This window comes from Candidatus Planktophila limnetica, from assembly GCF_002288365.1.
Classification (GTDB): domain Bacteria; phylum Actinomycetota; class Actinomycetes; order Nanopelagicales; family Nanopelagicaceae; genus Planktophila; species Planktophila limnetica.
The window spans coordinates 1,081,981-1,100,086 of record NZ_CP016782.1; the positions used below are offsets into that span (position 1 = coordinate 1,081,981).

21 protein-coding genes are annotated in these 18,106 nt (G+C 45.4%); 7 read left to right on the forward strand and 14 right to left on the reverse strand.

Features of this window, described 5'->3' with window-relative positions; all coding sequences use genetic code 11:
• A complete protein-coding gene (locus PHILAsVB114_RS05695) occupies window positions 1-861 on the reverse strand; it encodes a co-chaperone YbbN (protein WP_095698404.1) in 861 nt (286 codons plus the stop codon).
• Window positions 858-2,078 carry a DUF4032 domain-containing protein gene (locus PHILAsVB114_RS05700; protein WP_095698405.1) on the reverse strand — a complete coding sequence of 407 codons (1,221 nt, stop codon included), beginning with the start codon at window positions 2,076-2,078 and terminating at the stop codon, window positions 858-860. The genes PHILAsVB114_RS05695 and PHILAsVB114_RS05700 overlap by 4 nt, the downstream gene beginning before the upstream one ends.
• Window positions 2,079-2,134: 56 nt before the next feature.
• Here PHILAsVB114_RS05700 and PHILAsVB114_RS05705 point away from each other — a divergent pair, with 56 nt between their 5' ends.
• On the forward strand, window positions 2,135-3,253 hold the full coding sequence (locus tag PHILAsVB114_RS05705; RefSeq protein ID WP_095698406.1) for an AI-2E family transporter: 1,119 nt from the start codon (window positions 2,135-2,137) through the stop codon (window positions 3,251-3,253).
• Here the strand turns inward: PHILAsVB114_RS05705 and PHILAsVB114_RS05710 are convergent.
• On the reverse strand, window positions 3,250-3,960 hold the full coding sequence (locus tag PHILAsVB114_RS05710; RefSeq protein WP_095698691.1) for an alpha/beta hydrolase: 711 nt from the start codon (window positions 3,958-3,960) through the stop codon (window positions 3,250-3,252). The genes PHILAsVB114_RS05705 and PHILAsVB114_RS05710 overlap by 4 nt on opposite strands.
• 50 nt (window positions 3,961-4,010) lie before the next feature.
• On the opposite strand from PHILAsVB114_RS05710, the gene PHILAsVB114_RS05715 reads away from it, so the two are divergent.
• On the forward strand, window positions 4,011-5,489 hold the full coding sequence (locus tag PHILAsVB114_RS05715) for an aldehyde dehydrogenase family protein (protein WP_095698407.1): 1,479 nt from the start codon (window positions 4,011-4,013) through the stop codon (window positions 5,487-5,489).
• On the opposite strand, the gene PHILAsVB114_RS05720 is transcribed toward PHILAsVB114_RS05715, so the two are convergent.
• On the reverse strand, window positions 5,490-5,801 hold the full coding sequence (locus tag PHILAsVB114_RS05720; protein WP_095698408.1) for an Rv1322 family protein: 312 nt from the start codon (window positions 5,799-5,801) through the stop codon (window positions 5,490-5,492).
• A 47-nt stretch (window positions 5,802-5,848) separates the two neighbouring features.
• Here PHILAsVB114_RS05720 and PHILAsVB114_RS05725 point away from each other — a divergent pair, with 47 nt between their 5' ends.
• The 3 genes from PHILAsVB114_RS05725 to PHILAsVB114_RS05735 are packed head-to-tail and all read left to right on the forward strand — an operon-like array spanning window position 5,849 to window position 8,162.
• Window positions 5,849-6,697, forward strand: coding sequence for an ABC transporter ATP-binding protein (locus tag PHILAsVB114_RS05725; protein WP_095698409.1), 849 nt, complete (start codon window positions 5,849-5,851; stop codon window positions 6,695-6,697).
• On the forward strand, window positions 6,694-7,497 hold the full coding sequence (locus PHILAsVB114_RS05730; protein ID WP_095698410.1) for an ABC transporter permease: 804 nt from the start codon (window positions 6,694-6,696) through the stop codon (window positions 7,495-7,497). The genes PHILAsVB114_RS05725 and PHILAsVB114_RS05730 overlap by 4 nt, the downstream gene beginning before the upstream one ends.
• Entirely contained in the window at window positions 7,494-8,162 is a 669-nt protein-coding gene (locus PHILAsVB114_RS05735) for a hypothetical protein (RefSeq protein WP_095698411.1), read from the forward strand. The genes PHILAsVB114_RS05730 and PHILAsVB114_RS05735 overlap by 4 nt, the downstream gene beginning before the upstream one ends.
• Here the strand turns inward: PHILAsVB114_RS05735 and PHILAsVB114_RS05740 are convergent.
• A complete protein-coding gene (locus tag PHILAsVB114_RS05740; protein WP_095698412.1) occupies window positions 8,159-8,731 on the reverse strand; it encodes a cob(I)yrinic acid a,c-diamide adenosyltransferase in 573 nt (190 codons plus the stop codon). The two genes, PHILAsVB114_RS05735 and PHILAsVB114_RS05740, sit on opposite strands and share 4 nt — an antisense overlap.
• A gap of 79 nt (window positions 8,732-8,810) precedes the next feature.
• Here PHILAsVB114_RS05740 and murA point away from each other — a divergent pair, with 79 nt between their 5' ends.
• Window positions 8,811-10,070 carry a UDP-N-acetylglucosamine 1-carboxyvinyltransferase gene (gene murA, locus PHILAsVB114_RS05745; RefSeq protein WP_095698692.1) on the forward strand — a complete coding sequence of 420 codons (1,260 nt, stop codon included), beginning with the start codon at window positions 8,811-8,813 and terminating at the stop codon, window positions 10,068-10,070.
• A 3-nt stretch (window positions 10,071-10,073) separates the two neighbouring features.
• Window positions 10,074-11,033 carry a class II fructose-bisphosphatase gene (gene glpX, locus PHILAsVB114_RS05750; RefSeq protein WP_095698413.1) on the forward strand — a complete coding sequence of 320 codons (960 nt, stop codon included), beginning with the start codon at window positions 10,074-10,076 and terminating at the stop codon, window positions 11,031-11,033.
• 8 nt (window positions 11,034-11,041) lie between these two features.
• On the opposite strand, the gene PHILAsVB114_RS05755 is transcribed toward glpX, so the two are convergent.
• The 9 genes from PHILAsVB114_RS05755 to PHILAsVB114_RS05795 all read right to left on the reverse strand — a co-directional run bounded on the left by PHILAsVB114_RS05755 (window position 11,042) and on the right by PHILAsVB114_RS05795 (window position 18,102).
• Entirely contained in the window at window positions 11,042-11,302 is a 261-nt protein-coding gene (locus PHILAsVB114_RS05755) for a F0F1 ATP synthase subunit epsilon (RefSeq protein WP_095698414.1), read from the reverse strand.
• Between the two features lie 6 nt (window positions 11,303-11,308).
• Window positions 11,309-12,742 (reverse strand): F0F1 ATP synthase subunit beta, encoded by a 1,434-nt coding sequence (atpD, locus tag PHILAsVB114_RS05760; RefSeq protein ID WP_095698415.1) that lies wholly within the window; start codon window positions 12,740-12,742, stop codon window positions 11,309-11,311.
• On the reverse strand, window positions 12,742-13,656 hold the full coding sequence (locus tag PHILAsVB114_RS05765; RefSeq protein WP_095698416.1) for a F0F1 ATP synthase subunit gamma: 915 nt from the start codon (window positions 13,654-13,656) through the stop codon (window positions 12,742-12,744). Before PHILAsVB114_RS05765 ends, atpD begins: the two co-directional genes overlap by 1 nt.
• A gap of 3 nt (window positions 13,657-13,659) precedes the next feature.
• The gene (gene atpA / locus PHILAsVB114_RS05770; protein WP_095698417.1) at window positions 13,660-15,300 is read right to left on the reverse strand and encodes a F0F1 ATP synthase subunit alpha; all 1,641 of its coding nucleotides are present in this window, start codon (window positions 15,298-15,300) and stop codon (window positions 13,660-13,662) included.
• Between the two features lie 42 nt (window positions 15,301-15,342).
• A complete protein-coding gene (locus tag PHILAsVB114_RS05775) occupies window positions 15,343-16,179 on the reverse strand; it encodes a F0F1 ATP synthase subunit delta (RefSeq protein WP_095698418.1) in 837 nt (278 codons plus the stop codon).
• A 10-nt stretch (window positions 16,180-16,189) separates the two neighbouring features.
• Window positions 16,190-16,723, reverse strand: a complete 534-nt coding sequence (locus PHILAsVB114_RS05780; RefSeq protein WP_095698419.1) for a F0F1 ATP synthase subunit B — start codon at window positions 16,721-16,723, stop codon at window positions 16,190-16,192.
• Between the two features lie 26 nt (window positions 16,724-16,749).
• Window positions 16,750-16,953 (reverse strand): ATP synthase F0 subunit C, encoded by a 204-nt coding sequence (gene atpE, locus PHILAsVB114_RS05785; RefSeq protein WP_018206788.1) that lies wholly within the window; start codon window positions 16,951-16,953, stop codon window positions 16,750-16,752.
• A gap of 39 nt (window positions 16,954-16,992) precedes the next feature.
• Window positions 16,993-17,781 carry a F0F1 ATP synthase subunit A gene (gene atpB, locus PHILAsVB114_RS05790; RefSeq protein ID WP_095698420.1) on the reverse strand — a complete coding sequence of 263 codons (789 nt, stop codon included), beginning with the start codon at window positions 17,779-17,781 and terminating at the stop codon, window positions 16,993-16,995.
• A 132-nt stretch (window positions 17,782-17,913) separates the two neighbouring features.
• Complete coding sequence (locus PHILAsVB114_RS05795; RefSeq protein ID WP_095698421.1) at window positions 17,914-18,102, reverse strand: AtpZ/AtpI family protein; 189 nt, start codon at window positions 18,100-18,102, stop codon at window positions 17,914-17,916.
• Window positions 18,103-18,106 lie beyond the last annotated feature (4 nt).

Here is an 18,106-nt window from a genome sequence, read left to right on the forward strand (position 1 = left end):
CTAAAATAGCGCGTTAGCTAAATCGCTGCGCGCTTTAATTAATCGTGGATCACTTGGATCTACTAATGCAAAGAGTGCAAGAAGATGATCTTTTGCCTTCTTTTTTTCATCAGCCGAACAATTTCTTACACAGTGCAATAAGCGATCAAAGGCCGGCTGAACATCTGCGCTCATCACTTCGATATCCGCGCACGCCATGGCAGCAAGCACATTAAGTGGATCAGCCTGCGCCGCAGCTTTTGTTGTTTCCAGATTTAATCCATCTGTTCGGATAAATATCTCTGTTTGAGCCAAACCTAATTTTGCGAATGCATCATTTGGCTTTCGAGCAAGTAATTTCTTATACGCAGCCTCTGCGGATTTAAAATCTCCGGTTTCAAGTGCCTTCAGTGCTTCTTCCTCTTCAGGTTCGATTACTTCAGCAGGTGGAGCACCGACTCCTTGCTGGGCAGATAATTCCAAGACCTTGTTAATAACAAGTGCGATTTGTTCTTTTGCATAGGGTTGTTCAAAGAGTGGAACTAATTGTCCTGCAACAAAAGCCACGGCATAGGGAACTTTTTTTGTTTGAAGCGCCGATGCCACCTCAGGTTGCTCATCGATATTTACATTGCCAAGTCGCCATGCGCCATTGCTCTCTGATTCGAGTTCACCAAGGATTTCAAGTGTTGCCATTGATTCAGGACTGCGCGGTGACCAACATAGAACTATCGCTGGCTTTGTTGATGAATACTCCAGGAAATCAGGAGTTAGATTTGTTGGCGTGATCGAAATACCAGCAACTGTTGCGGATGCTTGTGGTGCTGGTTTTCCAAGGGATGAAAGGTCAACCGCGCGGCCAAAATTAGGTGGAAGCGTCATAAGGAGATCCTGCCAGAGTCACTTCTAAAAGGAAGAATTTCAGAAATATAGGATTTAGTTGCATTATCTAATCCCACATCTCCACCAGCTTTTTCACTTAAGTTCCAGCGATGTTCCAATATTTCGTGAAACATCTGAGCGGGTTCTACTCGTCCCACTAACTCTTGTGGCACGTGTGCAAGTGTTGGTCTAAAAACTTCATTGAGCCATTTGAGTGCACTCTGATTAACAGGGGGGCGTGGTTCCTCTATTCGAGATCTATATCTATCAAAGGATGCGAGCAATCGCTTTGCTTGCAATTCTTCTGTTTCAAGCCCGGTGAGTTCTAACAAACGTGCTTGGTGATATCCAGCTGCAACAAGTTTAGGTTGGAAAATAAGAGTTTTGTTTTCACCATCGAGTGAAACCGATACTTCTTCCACGGTGAAACCTAAATCGTGAAGTACGCGCATTGCTCGTTCGACTGCGTGACGATCACTTGGGTCTAGTTTTTGTGGCTCTTTGAGTGCGGCCCATAAACGGCGATAGCGTTTAATGACTGTTTCACTTGCACGAATGGGATCAATGTCTGGATCGAGAACCCCAGAGAGTGCAAGGTCTTCTAATTCTGCTGCCACATTAAAGTGGGCTATTTCTAAATCATGTTCGCGTTGTCCATCACTGAGAGTCTTTTGAAACTCACTTGTTTCTGCATCGACAAGGTAGGCAGCAAAACCTTCAGCATCTCGTCTAAAGAGCGTATTTGAAAGTGAACAATCTCCCCACCAAAATCCGAGCAAATGCAAACGCACTAATAAAAGCGCTAGCGCATTGGCCATTGTTGTTATGTCGTGGGCGGATACATTTCCAGAGAGCAAAATGCGATAAGGCAATGAATACGGCAAAAATCGTGTGGCAAGTGCGCACGGCAACTCTTCGCCAGTGCTATCGGTGCGACCTTCAACAACTGCAATTGGATCAACACTTGGTGCACCTAATTGTTTGAGTTGCCGCAATATTTTGTATTCACGATTAGCAAACTCTGCGACGGTTTCTTTGATTGCATACACTTCTGCATCGGGATCTTCACTCGCCCGAACTAAGCGAACGATGTGGCGTGAGATGCCGCGCTTTTCAGCCAGTAATGGATCTTCAGGCCAATTCTCCAAAGGGCTCTGCCATGGCAAACCTGTAACAGCGGCGATTTCTTCACCGAGCCCAGTTATTCGAAGTGCCATGTTCGTATTCTCTCACAGTACGCACTATCGGCTTACGGGTGCTTTAGAATGTACTTATGGCACTGACAAAACGCATTTTAAAACCACGTACAAAAAAAGAAGTTGTAAAACCGAATTACGGTCAAATGGGTGCTCCAATTAATCGCACACAACCATTTTATTTCGGCTTTGTTGCAGCTCTCGGTGCACTCTGTGCAATTGTCTTACTTCGTGCCCTCGGCAGCGTCAGCCAAGTTTTCGTTCTTATTCTTATTGCACTTTTCTTAGCAACTGGACTAAACCCAGCAGTTGAAGCTGTGAGATCTCGTGGAGTCTCCCGAGTAAGCGCTGTGGCAATTATTTTTGTTGGCGTCATTGCATTTGTCATCTTTTTTGCATGGGTTGTTGTCCCACCTGTTGTTTCACAGGGATCTCAGCTCATTAATAACTTGCCTGCGCTCCTGCAAGATCTCAAAGCCAATGCCACTATTAATCGATTAAATGATCAATTTGGGTTGATAGATACCATGCAGGAAAAACTCAAAGAATTTACATCAAATGGCACACTGTTGGTCTCAACATTTGGCGGAGTAATAGGTGTTGGTAAATCTGTTATTTCAGGTACTTTCTCAGCCCTGACAATTCTTGTTCTCACTCTCTATTTCATTACATCGCTTCCACAAATGATTAACCTCGGTGTTCGCCTAGCCCCTGCGAGCCGCCGTGATCGAGTTGAAAAACTAACTAATGCCATCATTGCCCGCGTTGGTTCATTCGTCGGTGCACAAATAGTTATTGCATTTATGGGTGCCACTTTTGTTCTCATACTTGGCGCCCTCATCGGACTTCCTTCTCCTATCGCAATCGCAATGGTTGTTCTTGTCTGTGCGCTGGTTCCTTTGATTGGTCACTTCTTGGGCTGCGGTGTTGTCACAATTGTTGCGCTCACCGTTTCAATCCCCGTGGGCATCATTGCATTCGTGGCTTACATTGTTTACGTACAAATTGAAAATTATGTTGTTACTCCACGAATCATGAAGCGAACACTGAAAGTTCCTGGCGCAGTAACAATCGTTGCAGCCCTGATTGGCTCATCACTTCTCGGATTAATCGGTGGTTTACTGGCAGTTCCTGTTGCAGCATCAATTATTTTGATACTTGATGAAGTTGTTTATCCGCGGGCTGATAACTCTTAATACTCTTGCGGCAAAGGCAAGTGATCAGGTGCAATTACTTGAGTAATTTCGCTGAGCACTCTATAAACAGCAGGTTCTCCCACCCATAGATGTTTTGCATCTTCTACGGCAATAATTGAAATTTGTTTTAGCGGTGCAAATCTTTGCCTGGCCGCATCCGGGTTTAAGTACTCATCATGTTCTGGAACAAGGGCAATAACTGGGCGCCCATCTGTACTCCACCAATTTAAATCTTCATCAGTTGAAAAACGAAGTGGTGGACTTAAGAGTATTAAGCCTTGGATTCTCTTATCTCTTGCAAATTTAAGTGCGAGATCAGTTCCAAATGACCAACCAACAACCCATAGATTTTCTAATTTCAATTCATCGAAACAGTAATTAATCATCGCTTCAACATCAAAGCGCTCTGATATGGCGTTATCAAAGTGTCCTGAACTAGTTCCTGCTTCACTTGTTGTGCCACGAGTATTAAAGCGAATGACATTGATTCCACCCATTGCTGGCAATCTATTTGCAGCTTTTTTGAACACATGACTATCCATCATGCCCCCGGCGGTTGGAAGCGGGTGAAGCGCCAGAATTGAACCTGTTGATTTTTCGATTGGTCTAGCGATTTCACCAACGAGATCGATGCCATCTTCTGTTCTGACATTAAATGAGGTACGCACACCGGGCAAAACAGTGCTCGGGCGTATTAGTTCGGACATGTCAGCCATCTTATCTAGTAACGAGATTACCCAGCGACTATTCTTTGCAGATGCCTACACGCGCTAAGACCTTTGATTCACATTACCCAGTAACTGGCGATGCCATTGGAACTTTTCCAATCCATACCGATGCAGATGTTCGAGTCGCAGTTGCTCAAGCTCGCATCGCATCAGATAAGTGGGTTGCACTAGGTTTTCGTGGACGTAAGAAAGTTTTATTAGCGTGGAGCAAATTGTTAATGGAACGCATTGAAGAGTGCACCGCACTTATTTCAATGGAGACAGGAAAGCCTGTAAGCGATGCAAAACTTGAAGCATCCCTTGCTGCAGGTCACCTTGCGTGGGCCGCACGTCATGCACAAGAAGTAATGCGCACATCTCATAGATCACCTGGTGCGGTAATGGCAAATATGTCAGCAACTGTTGAACGCTCTCCCGTAGGTGTAGTCGGTGTCATTGGTCCATGGAACTATCCAATTTTTACTCCAATGGGTTCTATTGCATACGCACTCGCTGCTGGGAACACCGTTGTATTTAAACCAAGTGAATTTACGCCAGGCGTTGGTGTGTGGCTGGCTCGCACGTTTGCAGAAGTTGCACCATTTTCAAATATTTTCCTCTGCGTTACCGGCCTTGGCGATACTGGCCGTGCACTCTGCGAAGCGCACGTAGATAAATTAGCGTTTACTGGATCTACCAAAACTGCCATGGTTGTGGCTGCAACGTGTGCAAAGACAATGACTCCTGTTGTCCTTGAATGCGGAGGAAAAGATCCTGTCATCGTCGCACACGACGCTGATATCAAACGCGCTGCTGAAAACTCAATCTGGTCATCGATGTCTAATGGTGGACAGACTTGTATCGGCGCTGAACGTATTTATGTCGTTGAAAGCGTTGCAGATGAGTTCATTGCAGCCATGTTGGATGCAGTAAAAAACATTAAGCCTGGCGAACCTGGGGTTGGAAACTACGGTCCAGCCACAATGCCAAAACAATTAGAAATTATTCAATCCCATATTAAAGATGCGCTAAAAAGTGGCGGTCGTGCAATCTACGGTGGTGCAAAATCAGTTAAAGATCCATACGTTGAACCTGTTATTTTGGTTGATGTGCCTGAAGATTCAATGGCCATGCAGGATGAAACTTTCGGTCCAACAATAATTATTAACCGCGTAAAGAATGTGGATGAAGCAATAATTCTTTCAAATGCTTCCAGGTATGGCCTGGGTGCATCAGTCTGGTCAAAGCGCCAAGGTAAGAAAATTGCTGCCCAACTGCACTGTGGAATGGTTGCTATTAACTCCACAATTTCATTTGCTGCGGTGGCATCTGTTCCATTTGGTGGCGTGAAAGATAGCGGTTATGGACGAATCCACGGTCCTGAAGGAATTCTAGAATTTACTTATGCCAGAACAATTGTGCGGGCTCGTTTTCAATTACCAATTACCTTTACTAGTTTTAAGCGCACTGCCGGAAATGACAAGTTAATTATCAAATTAACTAGGTTGTTAAATGGTCGTTTCGGTTAATTAATAACGCGGTGCATTTCTAGTACGTTCTGTGCGGGGTTTTCTATTACTACGTTTTGCCCAACATGCGTTGTGCCAATGACGTCGCCCTTCTTCGTCACCTTCTAGCCACGCAACAGTGTGTGGTGTTGCCATTGGAATCATCTGATCACAGCCCGGACATCGATATGGTTTATTTGATGTTGAACCTGTGATCTTGCGAACAACGTATGAACCTTCTGCGTGTTCTTCGATAGTTTGGTTAGAAGTTGCAATGTCGCGATCATCACTCTTGGGCCGCTTATTTTTTGGATAATTCTTTCGCGGGCTCATGTCTTTATTTTCTCGCACTTTCCTCTAAATTGTGGCAAGGTAGCCGTATGAACGTCATTGAAGTTCAAGGATTACACAAGTCTTACGCGGATACAAAGGCTGTAGATGGCATAGATCTCACTATTGCCCAAGGAGAAATCTTTGCACTCCTTGGTCCAAATGGCGCGGGTAAAACAACAACTGTAGAAATTCTAGAAGGGTTTAGAAAAGCAGACTCTGGCTCCATTTCTGTACTCGGATTTGATCCATCACAACGCGGCGTTCAATCACGAATATGGCGAAATCGCATTGGAATTGTTTTGCAATCAACTGCGGATGCAGGAGATCTCACCGTTGAAGAGACAATTTTGCACTTTGCAAAATATTATTCGACGCCTCGTGATGTGGATGAAGTAATTAGTTCTGTTGGTCTTGATGAAAAACGCAGCGCACTCATTCGCACGCTATCTGGCGGACAACGTCGGCGACTAGATGTTGCACTTGGCATTATCGGATCCCCTGAGCTCCTATTTCTCGATGAACCAACAACTGGATTTGATCCAGAAGCACGACGTGCATTTTGGTCACTGATTGAAAGCTTGCGCAAAGGTGGCACAACTATTTTGCTGACTACGCATTATCTTGATGAAGCCGAAGCGCTTGCAGATCGTGTTGCTGTAATCACGCGCGGAAAGATTCTTGAAGTTTCAACTCCTACACAATTAGGTGGCCGAGCTACAGCTAAAGCGCGGGTTCAGTGGAAATCTGATGGCGTGATGCAAGAGGAGATGACAGATAACCCCACAGAAGTTGTTAGGAGATTATCCGCTCAATTTCCTGGTGAAGTCCCAGAGTTACAGGTGCTGCGCCCTTCACTTGAAGATATTTACCTCTCCATGATTGGAGAGAAGAAATGAGTCAGAATAAATCTTTGCCTACAACAATCGCACTCGGTGTGGCACGTGGTGGATTAGAAATTAGACAATTTATGCGCCAACGTGAATCAGTTGTGTTCACACTCGCATTTCCAATTATTCTCTTAGCAATATTTGGCTCCGTTTTTAAAACTACGCTGGCAGAAGGCGTGACATTTAGTCAGTATTTCGTGGCAGGAATGATTGCCTCTGGCCTTGTGAATACAGGATTTCAGCAATTGGCAATTACTATTCCTATGGAACGTGAATTTGGTTCTCTTAAGCGTTTGCGCGGAACCCCAATGCATGTTGCTAGTTACTTCATCGGAAAATCTATTTTGGTCTTTGTCAGTATGGCTATTCAGGTTCTTTTATTACTTGCTGGAGGAATGATTTTCTTCGGTGTGCAATTGCCTACTGATCCATATAAATGGCTCACATTTACCTGGCTCATTGTTTTAGGTAGCGCGGCATCTACGGCACTTGGTATCGCTTTTTCCACGGTGCCAAAGAGTGGCCGTGGGGCATCAGCGGTTGTTTCACCAGTTGTTATTGTTCTGCAGTTTTTCAGTGGAGTTTTCTTTGTATTCACAGATTTACCTGGATGGATGCAACAAGTGGCAGCTATTTTTCCACTTAAGTGGATGACCCAGGGAATGCGTTCGGTGTTCCTGCCTGATTCATTTGCACTTCGCGAGGTAGCAGGAACATGGGAGACAGAGCGAACATTTTTGATATTAATGGCATGGTTAATTGCGGGTATCTTCCTATCTATTCGAACATTTAAGTGGAGCAGAGATTGAAAAAATTTGTCGCACTCTTTTTGATCTCAATTCTTACTCTCTCAACAACTTCAGCAATCGCGGCTTCACCAACTGCCACACCAAAGCCAAGTGCGAAAACCACTGCTACGGAAACGAAAAAGCCAGCTACCAAAAAGCCGGCGGTGAAGAAGAAGAAAAAGGTTGTAAAGAAGAAAAAGAAGAAACTTCCACCTTTGCAGCCAGTTGTCTGCTTCGGTCAGGCATGGCCACCATCTGGATTTTCTAAAAATGGTGAGGTCTTTGCAAAGATTCCAACAGCTGCTCAATTGCAATGTGAATCATCAGATAACAACTCCCCTGCAAAGGTTTTCTTGCGGGCAGATCTACCCAAGTGTGATGAATTTGCATGTGGTGCGATAACTGTCGCCTCAGAAAATAGATGTTCATGGTGGGAAGTGACGTCAACTTTTGAACGAATCAATGTAAATACAGGAAAAATTGAGGAAACTCTAGGATCTCTGCGCACTGTTTCCAAAGGCACTAACGCTCGGGTTTTCCAAAGTATTATGTTAGTCAGCGAAATTAAGCATAAAGATGCCTCTGGAAAAATACTGAACAATATAAAGGCAAGCAATCTTGCGATTAGTTGTCATCACACTCCTGCGCCAGAACTAAATAACAGGAATTTTTATACCCCGAATTAGCGATTAGCTCCTGGTACCCATAACTGATCTCCAATTTCTTTGTTTGCCACACGTGCAAGAACAAAGAGAAGATCAGATAAACGGTTGAGATATTTAGCTGTAAGAGGATTAACTCCACCACCAAAGGCGTGAATGGCTGTCCATGTGCGACGTTCTGCGCGACGTGTAACTGTTCTTGCAACATGTAAGTGAGATGCTGCTGGAGTTCCTGATGGAAGAATGAAGGATTCCAGTGGTTCTAGTTGGGCATTGAATTTATCTATTTGAGTTTCTAGATAAGCAATTTGTGATTCAACAACGCGAAGTGGTTCAATCTTTGGTTCATCAACAACAGGTGTGCACAAATCCGCGCCAACATCGAAGAGGTCGTTTTGGATGCGAATTAGTAGTGATCGAAAATCGCCACTTATTTCATCTGTAGAGAGCACAACTCCAATGGATGAGTTTGCTTCATCGACATCGGCATAGGCTTCTAGTCGAGGATCGTTTTTGGATGTTCGACTCATATCTCCTAGTGAGGTAGTGCCGTCATCGCCTGTCTTTGTATAAATACGCGTTAAATGAACCATGGGTGGAGCCTATTAGGAGAGTTACGATGTGACCACTCAAAGTATGGGTTTTCAACGTGGAGGGTGCGGAGGTGAAGCGATGGCGCAGGATGATCGCTTTCGCGTCCAGGGCGGTGCCAATTTACGTGGTGAAGTACACATCACTGGTGCTAAAAATTCCGTTCTCAAACTAATGGCAGCCGCGCTTTTGGCTCCTGGAACCTCAACAATAACTAATGTTCCAGATATTGCAGATGTAGACATCATGGCCGATTTACTTACACGATTAGGTTGTTCAGTAAATCGCAATGGTTCAGAGTTAAAGATTAATGTTCCAGAGACTCCGGGACACCGCGCAGACTATGACTTGGTTCGAAAGATGCGCGCATCAATTAATGTACTTGGTCCACTCGTTGTTCGCACAGGTAAAGCTGAGGTTGCACTACCTGGAGGCGACGCAATTGGTTCTCGCGGCTTAGATTTTCATATTAAAGGTTTAGAAGCACTCGGTGCAAAAGCACATATCGAACATGGCTATGTTGTTGCAGAAGCGCCCCAAGGACTCAAGGGGGCTAGCATCGAATTAGATTTTCCAAGCGTTGGTGCTACAGAAAACATCATGACAGCAGCGGTTTTGGCCGAAGGAAAAACAACAATTGAAAATGCTGCTCGCGAACCAGACATCGTAGACCTTGGTCAATTTCTAATTTCTATGGGAGCAAAAATAGATGGCTTAGGTTCTCCAGTTATCACAATCCAAGGAGTTAAGAAATTAAATCCAGCCACACATGCCACTATTGCTGATCGCATTATTACCGGAACATGGGCGTTTGCTGCTGCGATGACAAAAGGCGACATCACGATTCATGGAGCCCGTCCACAAGATCTTGAGTTACCACTAGAAAAACTCACTTCAGCCGGTGCCATCATCACAAGTACTGAAGATGGAATTCGCGTGCGTATGGATTCGCGTCCACAATCAATTGATGTTTCAACTCTTCCCTACCCTGGTTTTCCCACAGATTTATTGCCGATGGTAATTGCACTTAATTCCATTGCAACCGGTGATGCCATAGTTACTGAAAATGTCTTTGAATCTCGGTTTATGTTTGTTAACGAATTGACCCGACTAGGCGCACAAATCACTGTAGATGGCCATCACGCCTCCATTCACGGTATTTCACAGCTCTCAGGCGCTCCAGTTGAAGCAACCGACATTAGAGCAGGTGCTGGTTTAGTTTTAGCTGCCCTTGTCAGCGAAGGTGAAACAACAATTGAAGGTGCTTATCACGTTGATCGTGGCTATCCGAATTTTGCAGAACAATTGCGAGCACTCGGCGCTGATGTGGAGCGTGAATAAGAGATGAGTACCGTGCAAAATCCAGATCGCAACCTCGCACTCGAACTCGTTCGGGTAACCGAAACTGCAGCAATTGCTGCAGCGCCATGGGTTGGACGCGGTGAAAAGAATTTAGCTGATAAAGCAGCCGTTGAAGCAATGCGCACAATGATTAACACCGTTGATATGTCAGGTGTGGTTGTTATCGGTGAAGGTGAAAAAGATGATGCACCAATGCTTCATAACGGCGAAGAAGTTGGTAATGGTCTTGGACCAGCCTGTGATGTTGCAGTTGATCCAATTGATGGAACATCGTTGACTGCAAATGGAATGAATGGCGCAATCAGTGTTATTGCATTGGCTCCACGCGGTTCGATGTATGACCCATCAGCAGTTTTTTACATGAACAAGATTGTTACAGGCCCCGAAGCTGCTGGAGTTATCGATATTAATGCTTCAGCTAAAGTAAATATTCAAGCAGTTGCAAAAGCAAAGCGCATGAACGTTTCAGACATCACCGTTGTTGTTTTGAATCGCCCACGTCATGATGTTTTGCTCAAAGATATTCGTGAGGCAGGAGCGCGTATTCGCTTAATTCAAGATGGCGATGTTGCAGCAGCAATCGAAACAGCGCGACCAGAGACTGGTATTGATTTATTAATGGGAATCGGTGGAACTCCAGAAGGTGTTATTACCGCTGCTGCAATGATTTGTTTAGGTGGATCTATACAGGGAAAACTTCACCCAAAGGATGCGCAAGAAAAAGAGCGAGCAATCGCTGCTGGTCACGATCTCAATAAAGTACTTACAACTCGGGATTTGATTAATTCAGATGATGTCTTCTTATCAGCCACGGGCATTACAGATGGCGAATTACTGCGTGGAATTAGATATACGTCCTATGGATCAATTAGTCAGTCACTGGTTATGCGAGGAAAATCCCAAACAGTGCGCTTAATTCAGACCGAGCATCACCTTAAATAACTAAGCGATTATTTCTTTGCATCCGTTGATTCAGTCAGAATTGAAACACGGTTATTTGAAACTGAGATAAATCCACCATGAACACTAAATTCTGTGGAAGATCCATCAACACCATCAATACGTACAACGCCGTCAACTAGTACGCCAAAGAGCGGAGCGTGATCTGGCAATACACCCAGATCACCTTCGATAGTGCGAGCAGAGATGAACTTTGCTTGCCCTGACCAGACTCGCTCTTGTGGCGATACTAATTCGACGTTAAGTGGCATTGTTAATTACTTTCCAAGACTTGCTGCTAGCTCTGCAGCCTTGCGTTCTACGTCATCTAGTCCGCCGCACATGAAGAACGCCTGTTCTGGAACGTGATCGTACTTTCCATCTGCAAGTGCTTCAAATGCTGTGATTGTGTCTGCTAGTGGCACGAATGAACCTTCGATACCAGTGAAGACCTTGGCAACGAATGTGTTCTGTGACAAGAAGCGTTGAATACGACGTGCACGTCCAACAAGAATGCGATCTTCTTCTGAAAGTTCGTCGATACCAAGGATTGCAATGATGTCTTGTAGATCCTTGTAGCGCTGCAAGATCTGCTTAATGCGGTTAGCAACACGGAAGTGGTGTTCACCGATATAGCGTGGATCCAAGATGCGAGAAGTTGAGTCAAGTGGATCCACAGCTGGGTAAATACCAAGCTCTGAAATCGGACGAGACAACACTGTTGTTGCATCTAAGTGCGCGAATGTTGTGTGTGGCGCTGGGTCAGTAATGTCATCTGCAGGAACATAAATTGCCTGCATAGATGTAATTGAGTGACCACGAGTTGAAGTAATACGTTCTTGTAGCTGACCCATTTCATCTGCAAGTGTTGGTTGGTAACCCACAGCAGATGGCATACGTCCAAGAAGTGTTGATACTTCAGAGCCCGCTTGTGTAAAGCGGAAGATGTTATCGATGAACAAGAGCACGTCCTGCTTTTGAACATCGCGGAAGTATTCAGCCATTGTCAGCGCTGAAAGAGCAACGCGAAGACGTGTGCCAGGTGGCTCATCCATCTGACCGAAGACCAAGGCTGTTTTATTAATAACGCCGGTCTCTGTCATTTCAAGGAATAAGTCATTTCCTTCACGAGTACGCTCACCAACACCGGCGAATACAGATACACCACCGAAGTTTTCAGCAACGCGATAAATCATTTCCTGAATAAGTACTGTCTTACCAACACCTGCACCACCGAATAGGCCGATCTTTCCGCCCTTTACATATGGTGTGAGTAGGTCGATAACTTTGATGCCTGTTTCAAACATCTCAGTCTTTGACTCAAGCTGATCAAAAGCTGGTGCGTTACGGTGAATTGGCCAACGCTCTTTGATGTCGAGTGAAGAGGTTGGAACATCTAAGGATTCACCAAGAGTATTAAATACGTGTCCCTTTGTTACATCGCCAACGGGAACAGAAATCGCAGCACCGGTATCTGATACCTGTGCACCGCGAGTCATTCCATCAGTTGGTTGCATAGAGATTGCGCGCACGAGGTTATCTCCAATGTGCTGTGCAACTTCTAGGGTCAACGTACGTGTCTGACCACTCATGGTCACATCAACATGTAGCGCGTTAAAGATCGAAGGCATTGAATCGGCTGGGAATTCAATATCCACCACCGGTCCGATTACTCGAGCTACGCGGCCCTTACCGCTATTTTCTTTCGACATCATTCACTCCCTGCATTTGCCGAGGACAACGCGTCTGCGCCGCCAACAATTTCGCTGATCTCTTGTGTAATTTCGGCTTGACGAGCCGCGTTCGCAAGTCTTGTTAAGGACTTGATTAACTCATCAGCATTGTCAGTTGCTGATTTCATTGCGCGACGTCGAGCTGCGTGCTCTGAAGCCGCTGATTGCAACATTGCGTTAAAAATTCGAGCCTCGATATAGCGTGGAAGAAGTGAGTTGAGCACTACTTCTGCATTTGGTTCGAATTCATACATAGGCAATAAACCAGATGAAACTGGTGCATCGCTTTCTACAACCTCTAGAGGCAACATGCGCTTTGCAAGTGCGCTCTGAGTCAACATAGATTTAAATTCGGTAAAGACAATGTGAATTTCATCAACACCGCTTTTTTCCATCTGCGCATCGGCTAAGAACGCTTGAATAAGTGAGTCAGCCACGCTCTTTGCATCTTCATACGTTGGTGTGTCAGAGAACCCGCTCCATGAACCAGCAATAGCGCGGTTACGGAAGCGGTAGTAATTAACTGCTTTGCGACCAACAAGATATGAAGCAACTTCTAATCCACGTGAGCGAATGAGGGCAGCGAGTTGTTCGCCTTCCTTGATCGCGTTATTTGAATAGGCACCAGCCATACCGCGGTCTGCAGAGATAATGAGTATCGCTGCGCGCTTTGGATTTTCAGATGCTGTAGTCAACGGGTGATTTGTAGATGAGTACGTGGCAACTGCAGATACTGCACGGGTCAACTCATTTGCATAAGGAGTTGAGGCTGCGACTCGTTGCTGCGCCTTGACAATACGAGAAGCGGAAATTAACTCCATTGCTTTCGTAATTTTCTTGGTCGCTTTAACGGATCGCATCCGTCGGCGGTAAACGCGAAGTTGGGCACCCATTTTTTACTTCTTCACCGCCGGTGGCACGTGCTTAGTAATTTGTTCTGCCACTTCACCTTCAAGTGCTGCAGCTTCTGCTTCATTGACAGCAGCTGAAACGGTTGGAACGAAGATTTTCTTGAATGCAACGACTGCTTCTTCAAGTGATTTCACAGTGTCATCTTCTAGTTGCTTTGTCTCTGAAATTACTTCAAAGATTGCTTTGCGTTCGCGTGCGATGTAATCAAGTAGTTCTGATTCAAAGCGACGAATATCAGCAACTGCAATGTCATCGAGCTTTCCAGTTGTTCCAGCCCAAATTGATGCAATCTGACGTTCTAGTGAATATGGTGAGTACTGACCTTGCTTAAGTAGTTCAACCATGCGAGCGCCACGCTCTAGTTGCGCTTTTGATGTCGCATCTAGATCTGAACCAAATGCTGCGAAAGCTTCTAGTTCGCGGAACTGTGCAAGGTCAAGACGCAAACGACCAGCGATCTTTTTCATCGCCTTAGTTTGTGCTGAACCACCCACGCGAGAAACAGAAACACCTACGTTAATCGCTGGGCGAACGCCTGCGTTAAAGAGATCTGTTTCAAGGAAGCACTGTCCATCAGTAATGGAAATAACGTTTGTAGGGATGAACGCTGAAACGTCATTTCCCTTAGTTTCAATAATTGGAAGTCCAGTCATTGAACCGCCACCTAATTCGTCAGAGAGTTTTGCGCAACGCTCAAGAAGACGTGAGTGTAAGTAGAAAACATCTCCTGGATACGCTTCGCGGCCCGGTGGACGACGTAGCAACAATGAGACTGAACGATATGCCTCTGCTTGCTTTGATAGATCATCAAAGACAATAAGAACGTGCTCGCCTTTATACATCCAGTGCTGACCAATTGAAGAACCGGTGTATGGAGCGAGGTATTTAAATCCTGCTGGATCGGATGCAGGAGATGCAACGATGGTTGTGTATTCCATTGCACCAGCTTCTTCAAGTGCACCCTTAACGGATGCAATTGTTGAACCCTTTTGACCAATAGCAACGTAAATGCACTTTACTTGCTTCTTTGGATCTCCAGATTTCCAGTTTTCGCGCTGATTAATGATTGTGTCAATTGCAACAGCTGTCTTACCAGTTTGGCGGTCACCGATAATCAACTGACGCTGTCCACGACCAATAGCAGTCATCGCATCAATAGCTTTAATACCAGTTGCAAGTGGTTCCTTAACTGGTTGACGTTGAACTACAGAGGGAGCCTGCAATTCAAGTGCACGACGCGCATCGGCTTTAATTTCGCCTTTGCCATCGATTGGACGACCGAGTGGATCAACGACTCGACCAAGGAAGGCATCACCTACTGGAACAGAGAGAACTTCACCTGTTCCGCGTACTGATGTTCCTTCTTCAATTCCTTCATATCCACCCAAAATAACAACACCGATTTCACGGACGTCGAGGTTAAGTGCAAGACCTAGCGTTCCGTTCTCGAACTGCAAGAGTTCATTCGCCATTGTTGAAGGCAGACCTTCGACGCGAGCAATACCGTCACCAGCTTGGCTAACAGTTCCTACTTCGTCTCGAGCTGCAACGCCTGGATCGTATGACTTAACAAAATTCGCGAGTGCATCACGGATTTCATCAGGTCGGATCGTTAGCTCCGCCATTTTTTTCTCCCTTTTCCTTTTTCTTCTCTAGTTAAATCTTCTTTACGCACTCTTACCAGCAAGTGTGCGACCTGCTGATGCGATGCGATTTACGAGTGTTCCATCAACTAATTCATCTGCAAATTTGACTGAAAGCCCACCCACAACAGATGGATCAACTTCAACATTTACTCGAACTGGTTGGCCAAGTTGCTTGGTCAGTGCTGCAACCAAACGGTCGTACTGAGCGGATGAGAGTGCAACTGCTGTGCGAGCAACTGCGATGAGGCGATTGCGACGTGCAGCTAGTGCGTATTGGTAATCATCAAAGGCTGCTTCAACACTTCGTGCACGCCAATTATTTATAACGTGGTTAACGAGTTTGATTGTCGATGATGAGCTCTCTTTGCCAAGTAACTCTGCAATCAGAGATGACTTAGCTTTTTCTGCTCCGGCGGTGATCAAGGCGCTACGCAATTCAAAAGAAGTTGAGATGGCGCGAGCAACAGTGAAGAGCTCGCTTTCAACTCGATCTAATTCATTTGCGATATTTGCAGCTGATGCTTCCGCTTCGATTGCTAGTTGTTCTAGTACTTCCACAAGATCGGAAGAGGCTGACCAGCGCAACTCACTGACGCCAGTGATTACGTTGAGTGCAGATGCGCCGACGCTCTTTCCAAATATTTCCTTTAGGAGTACTGCTTTTGACTTCGCATCACGAGATGGATCATTGATCGCTCTGCGTAATGAGATATTTGAATTTAATACAGATGTGATGAAGAACAATTCGGAAGAGAGAAGGGATGCGGCATCGGCTGTTGAGCCTTTTGCAGCAGCATCAATGAAGCCGCGTGCAACCACAAGTGATTGACGGCTTCTGCCTCCGAAGTGGTTTCTCATCTTTTTCCTTTTACTTAGATTTCTCTAAATCATCAAGGAAGCGATCCACGATGCGTGATTGACGGGCCTGGTCTTCTAGTGCTTCTCCGACGATCTTTGATGCGAGTTCAACTGCAAGTGTTCCGACTTCATTGCGAAGTGAAGTCACTGCTTGTTGACGCTCTGCCTCAATGGATGCGTGTGCAGCTGCTGTTATGCGTGCTGCTTCTTCCTGAGCTTTAGTGCGAAGTTCTTCAATAATGGCTGTGCCTTGAACGCGTGCTTCTTCGCGAAGTGTTTGTGCTTCTTCGCGTGCTTTCGACAATTGCTCGTTGTACTGACCAAGTGCGCGTTGTGCTTCAAGCTGTGCTTTTTCAGCACGCTCCATGCCACCTTGAATCGCTTCGGTACGCGCCGTAAATGCTTTTTCAAACATCGGCACAACTTTGCTTCTCAAGACAAGGAAGAGAAGGGTGAAAGCAATCGCGCCAACAATAAGTTCTGCTGTGTGCGGAACTAGCGGATTGATTTTGCCTTCTGCAGCCAAGATCACTGTATTAACCATTTTTAACTCTCTCTATTACTTAGATATTAGAGAACAAATGCGAGTACGAGACCGAAGAGTGCAAGTGCTTCAGCAAGTGCGAACCCAAGGAACGCGATTGGCTGTAGGACGCTGCGTGCTTCTGGTTGACGAGCAACGCCGTTGATATATGCGGCGAAGATAAGTCCAGTTGCAATACCAGGACCGATTGCTGCGAGGCCAAAACCGACCAGGTTAAGTGTGCCTTCCATTTTTTTCTCCTTTTTTCTTTTCTTTAGGTATTTACCTAATTAGTGCTCGTCGGCAAGGGCGCCGGCGATATATAGAGCTGCCAACAGAGTAAAGATGTACGCCTGTAGACACTGGACCATGAATTCAAAGAAAGTTAGAACGATGCCAATAGCAAAGGCAAAGGGACTAATTAACTTCAAACCAATAACACCTTGGAATAGATGTTCTCCACCCAAGATAAAGACGAGCAAGAGCAAGTGCCCTGCAAACATGTTTGCAAACAAACGAAGTGAGAGCGTGAGTGGGCGAACAAGTAAAAATGTCAGCAACTCAAGTGGAGTAATAAGAATGTATGCAGCCTTTGGAACGCCAGGCATGAACATAATTTCTTTGAAGTACTTCCATGCACCTTGTTTGCGAATTCCAACGTAGTGGAAAACTATGTAGACGGTGCCTGCTAAAACATATGGGAAAGAAACACGAGACATCGTCGGAAATTGAAGAAGCGGAATAATTCCAAAGAGATTATTCGTCAAAATAAATGTAAAGAGTGTGAAAAGGTATGGAACAAAGCGCATGAAGTCATGGCCGATAACATCTCGAGCTAGATCATTTCTAACGAATGCATAGACGCTCTCGCCCGCAAATTGGAACTTAGAAGGAATGATCGCTGCTTTGCGAGAAGAGAGAATGAAAAAAACTGAAATCAAAATAACTGATAGAAAAACCAGAAATACTGGTTTAGTTGTAAAAGCACTATTTCCAAAAATTGGTGGGAGTTCGAAATCGTTGCTACTAGGTGGGACGAAGCCTTCACCCTCTGCGCTTAAAGACACTAACGAGCGCACGCACACTCCTTCAAATAAACTCAAATGAATTCAAACGGACTTATCAATTAGGACGCCGGGGATGCGTTCTGCGAGCAACCCTATGGGGAAAAGTCCCGCCTGTGAAATTGGATTAAGCCGAGCTATTAGCCCTTACTCGCGGCCAAATCGAAGCCAGACCAGGTAAATCCCTGAGGCGGCGCCAACGAGAAGGCCGGTGAGAAGCAGGAAGGCTGTGCCGAGCCACTTATCTAATCCCCAGCCGACAGCGCCCCAGAAGATCAACCCGGAGAGCAAGTAACCAACGATTGACCATGCAGCATTCTCATCACGTGTTGCCATGAGT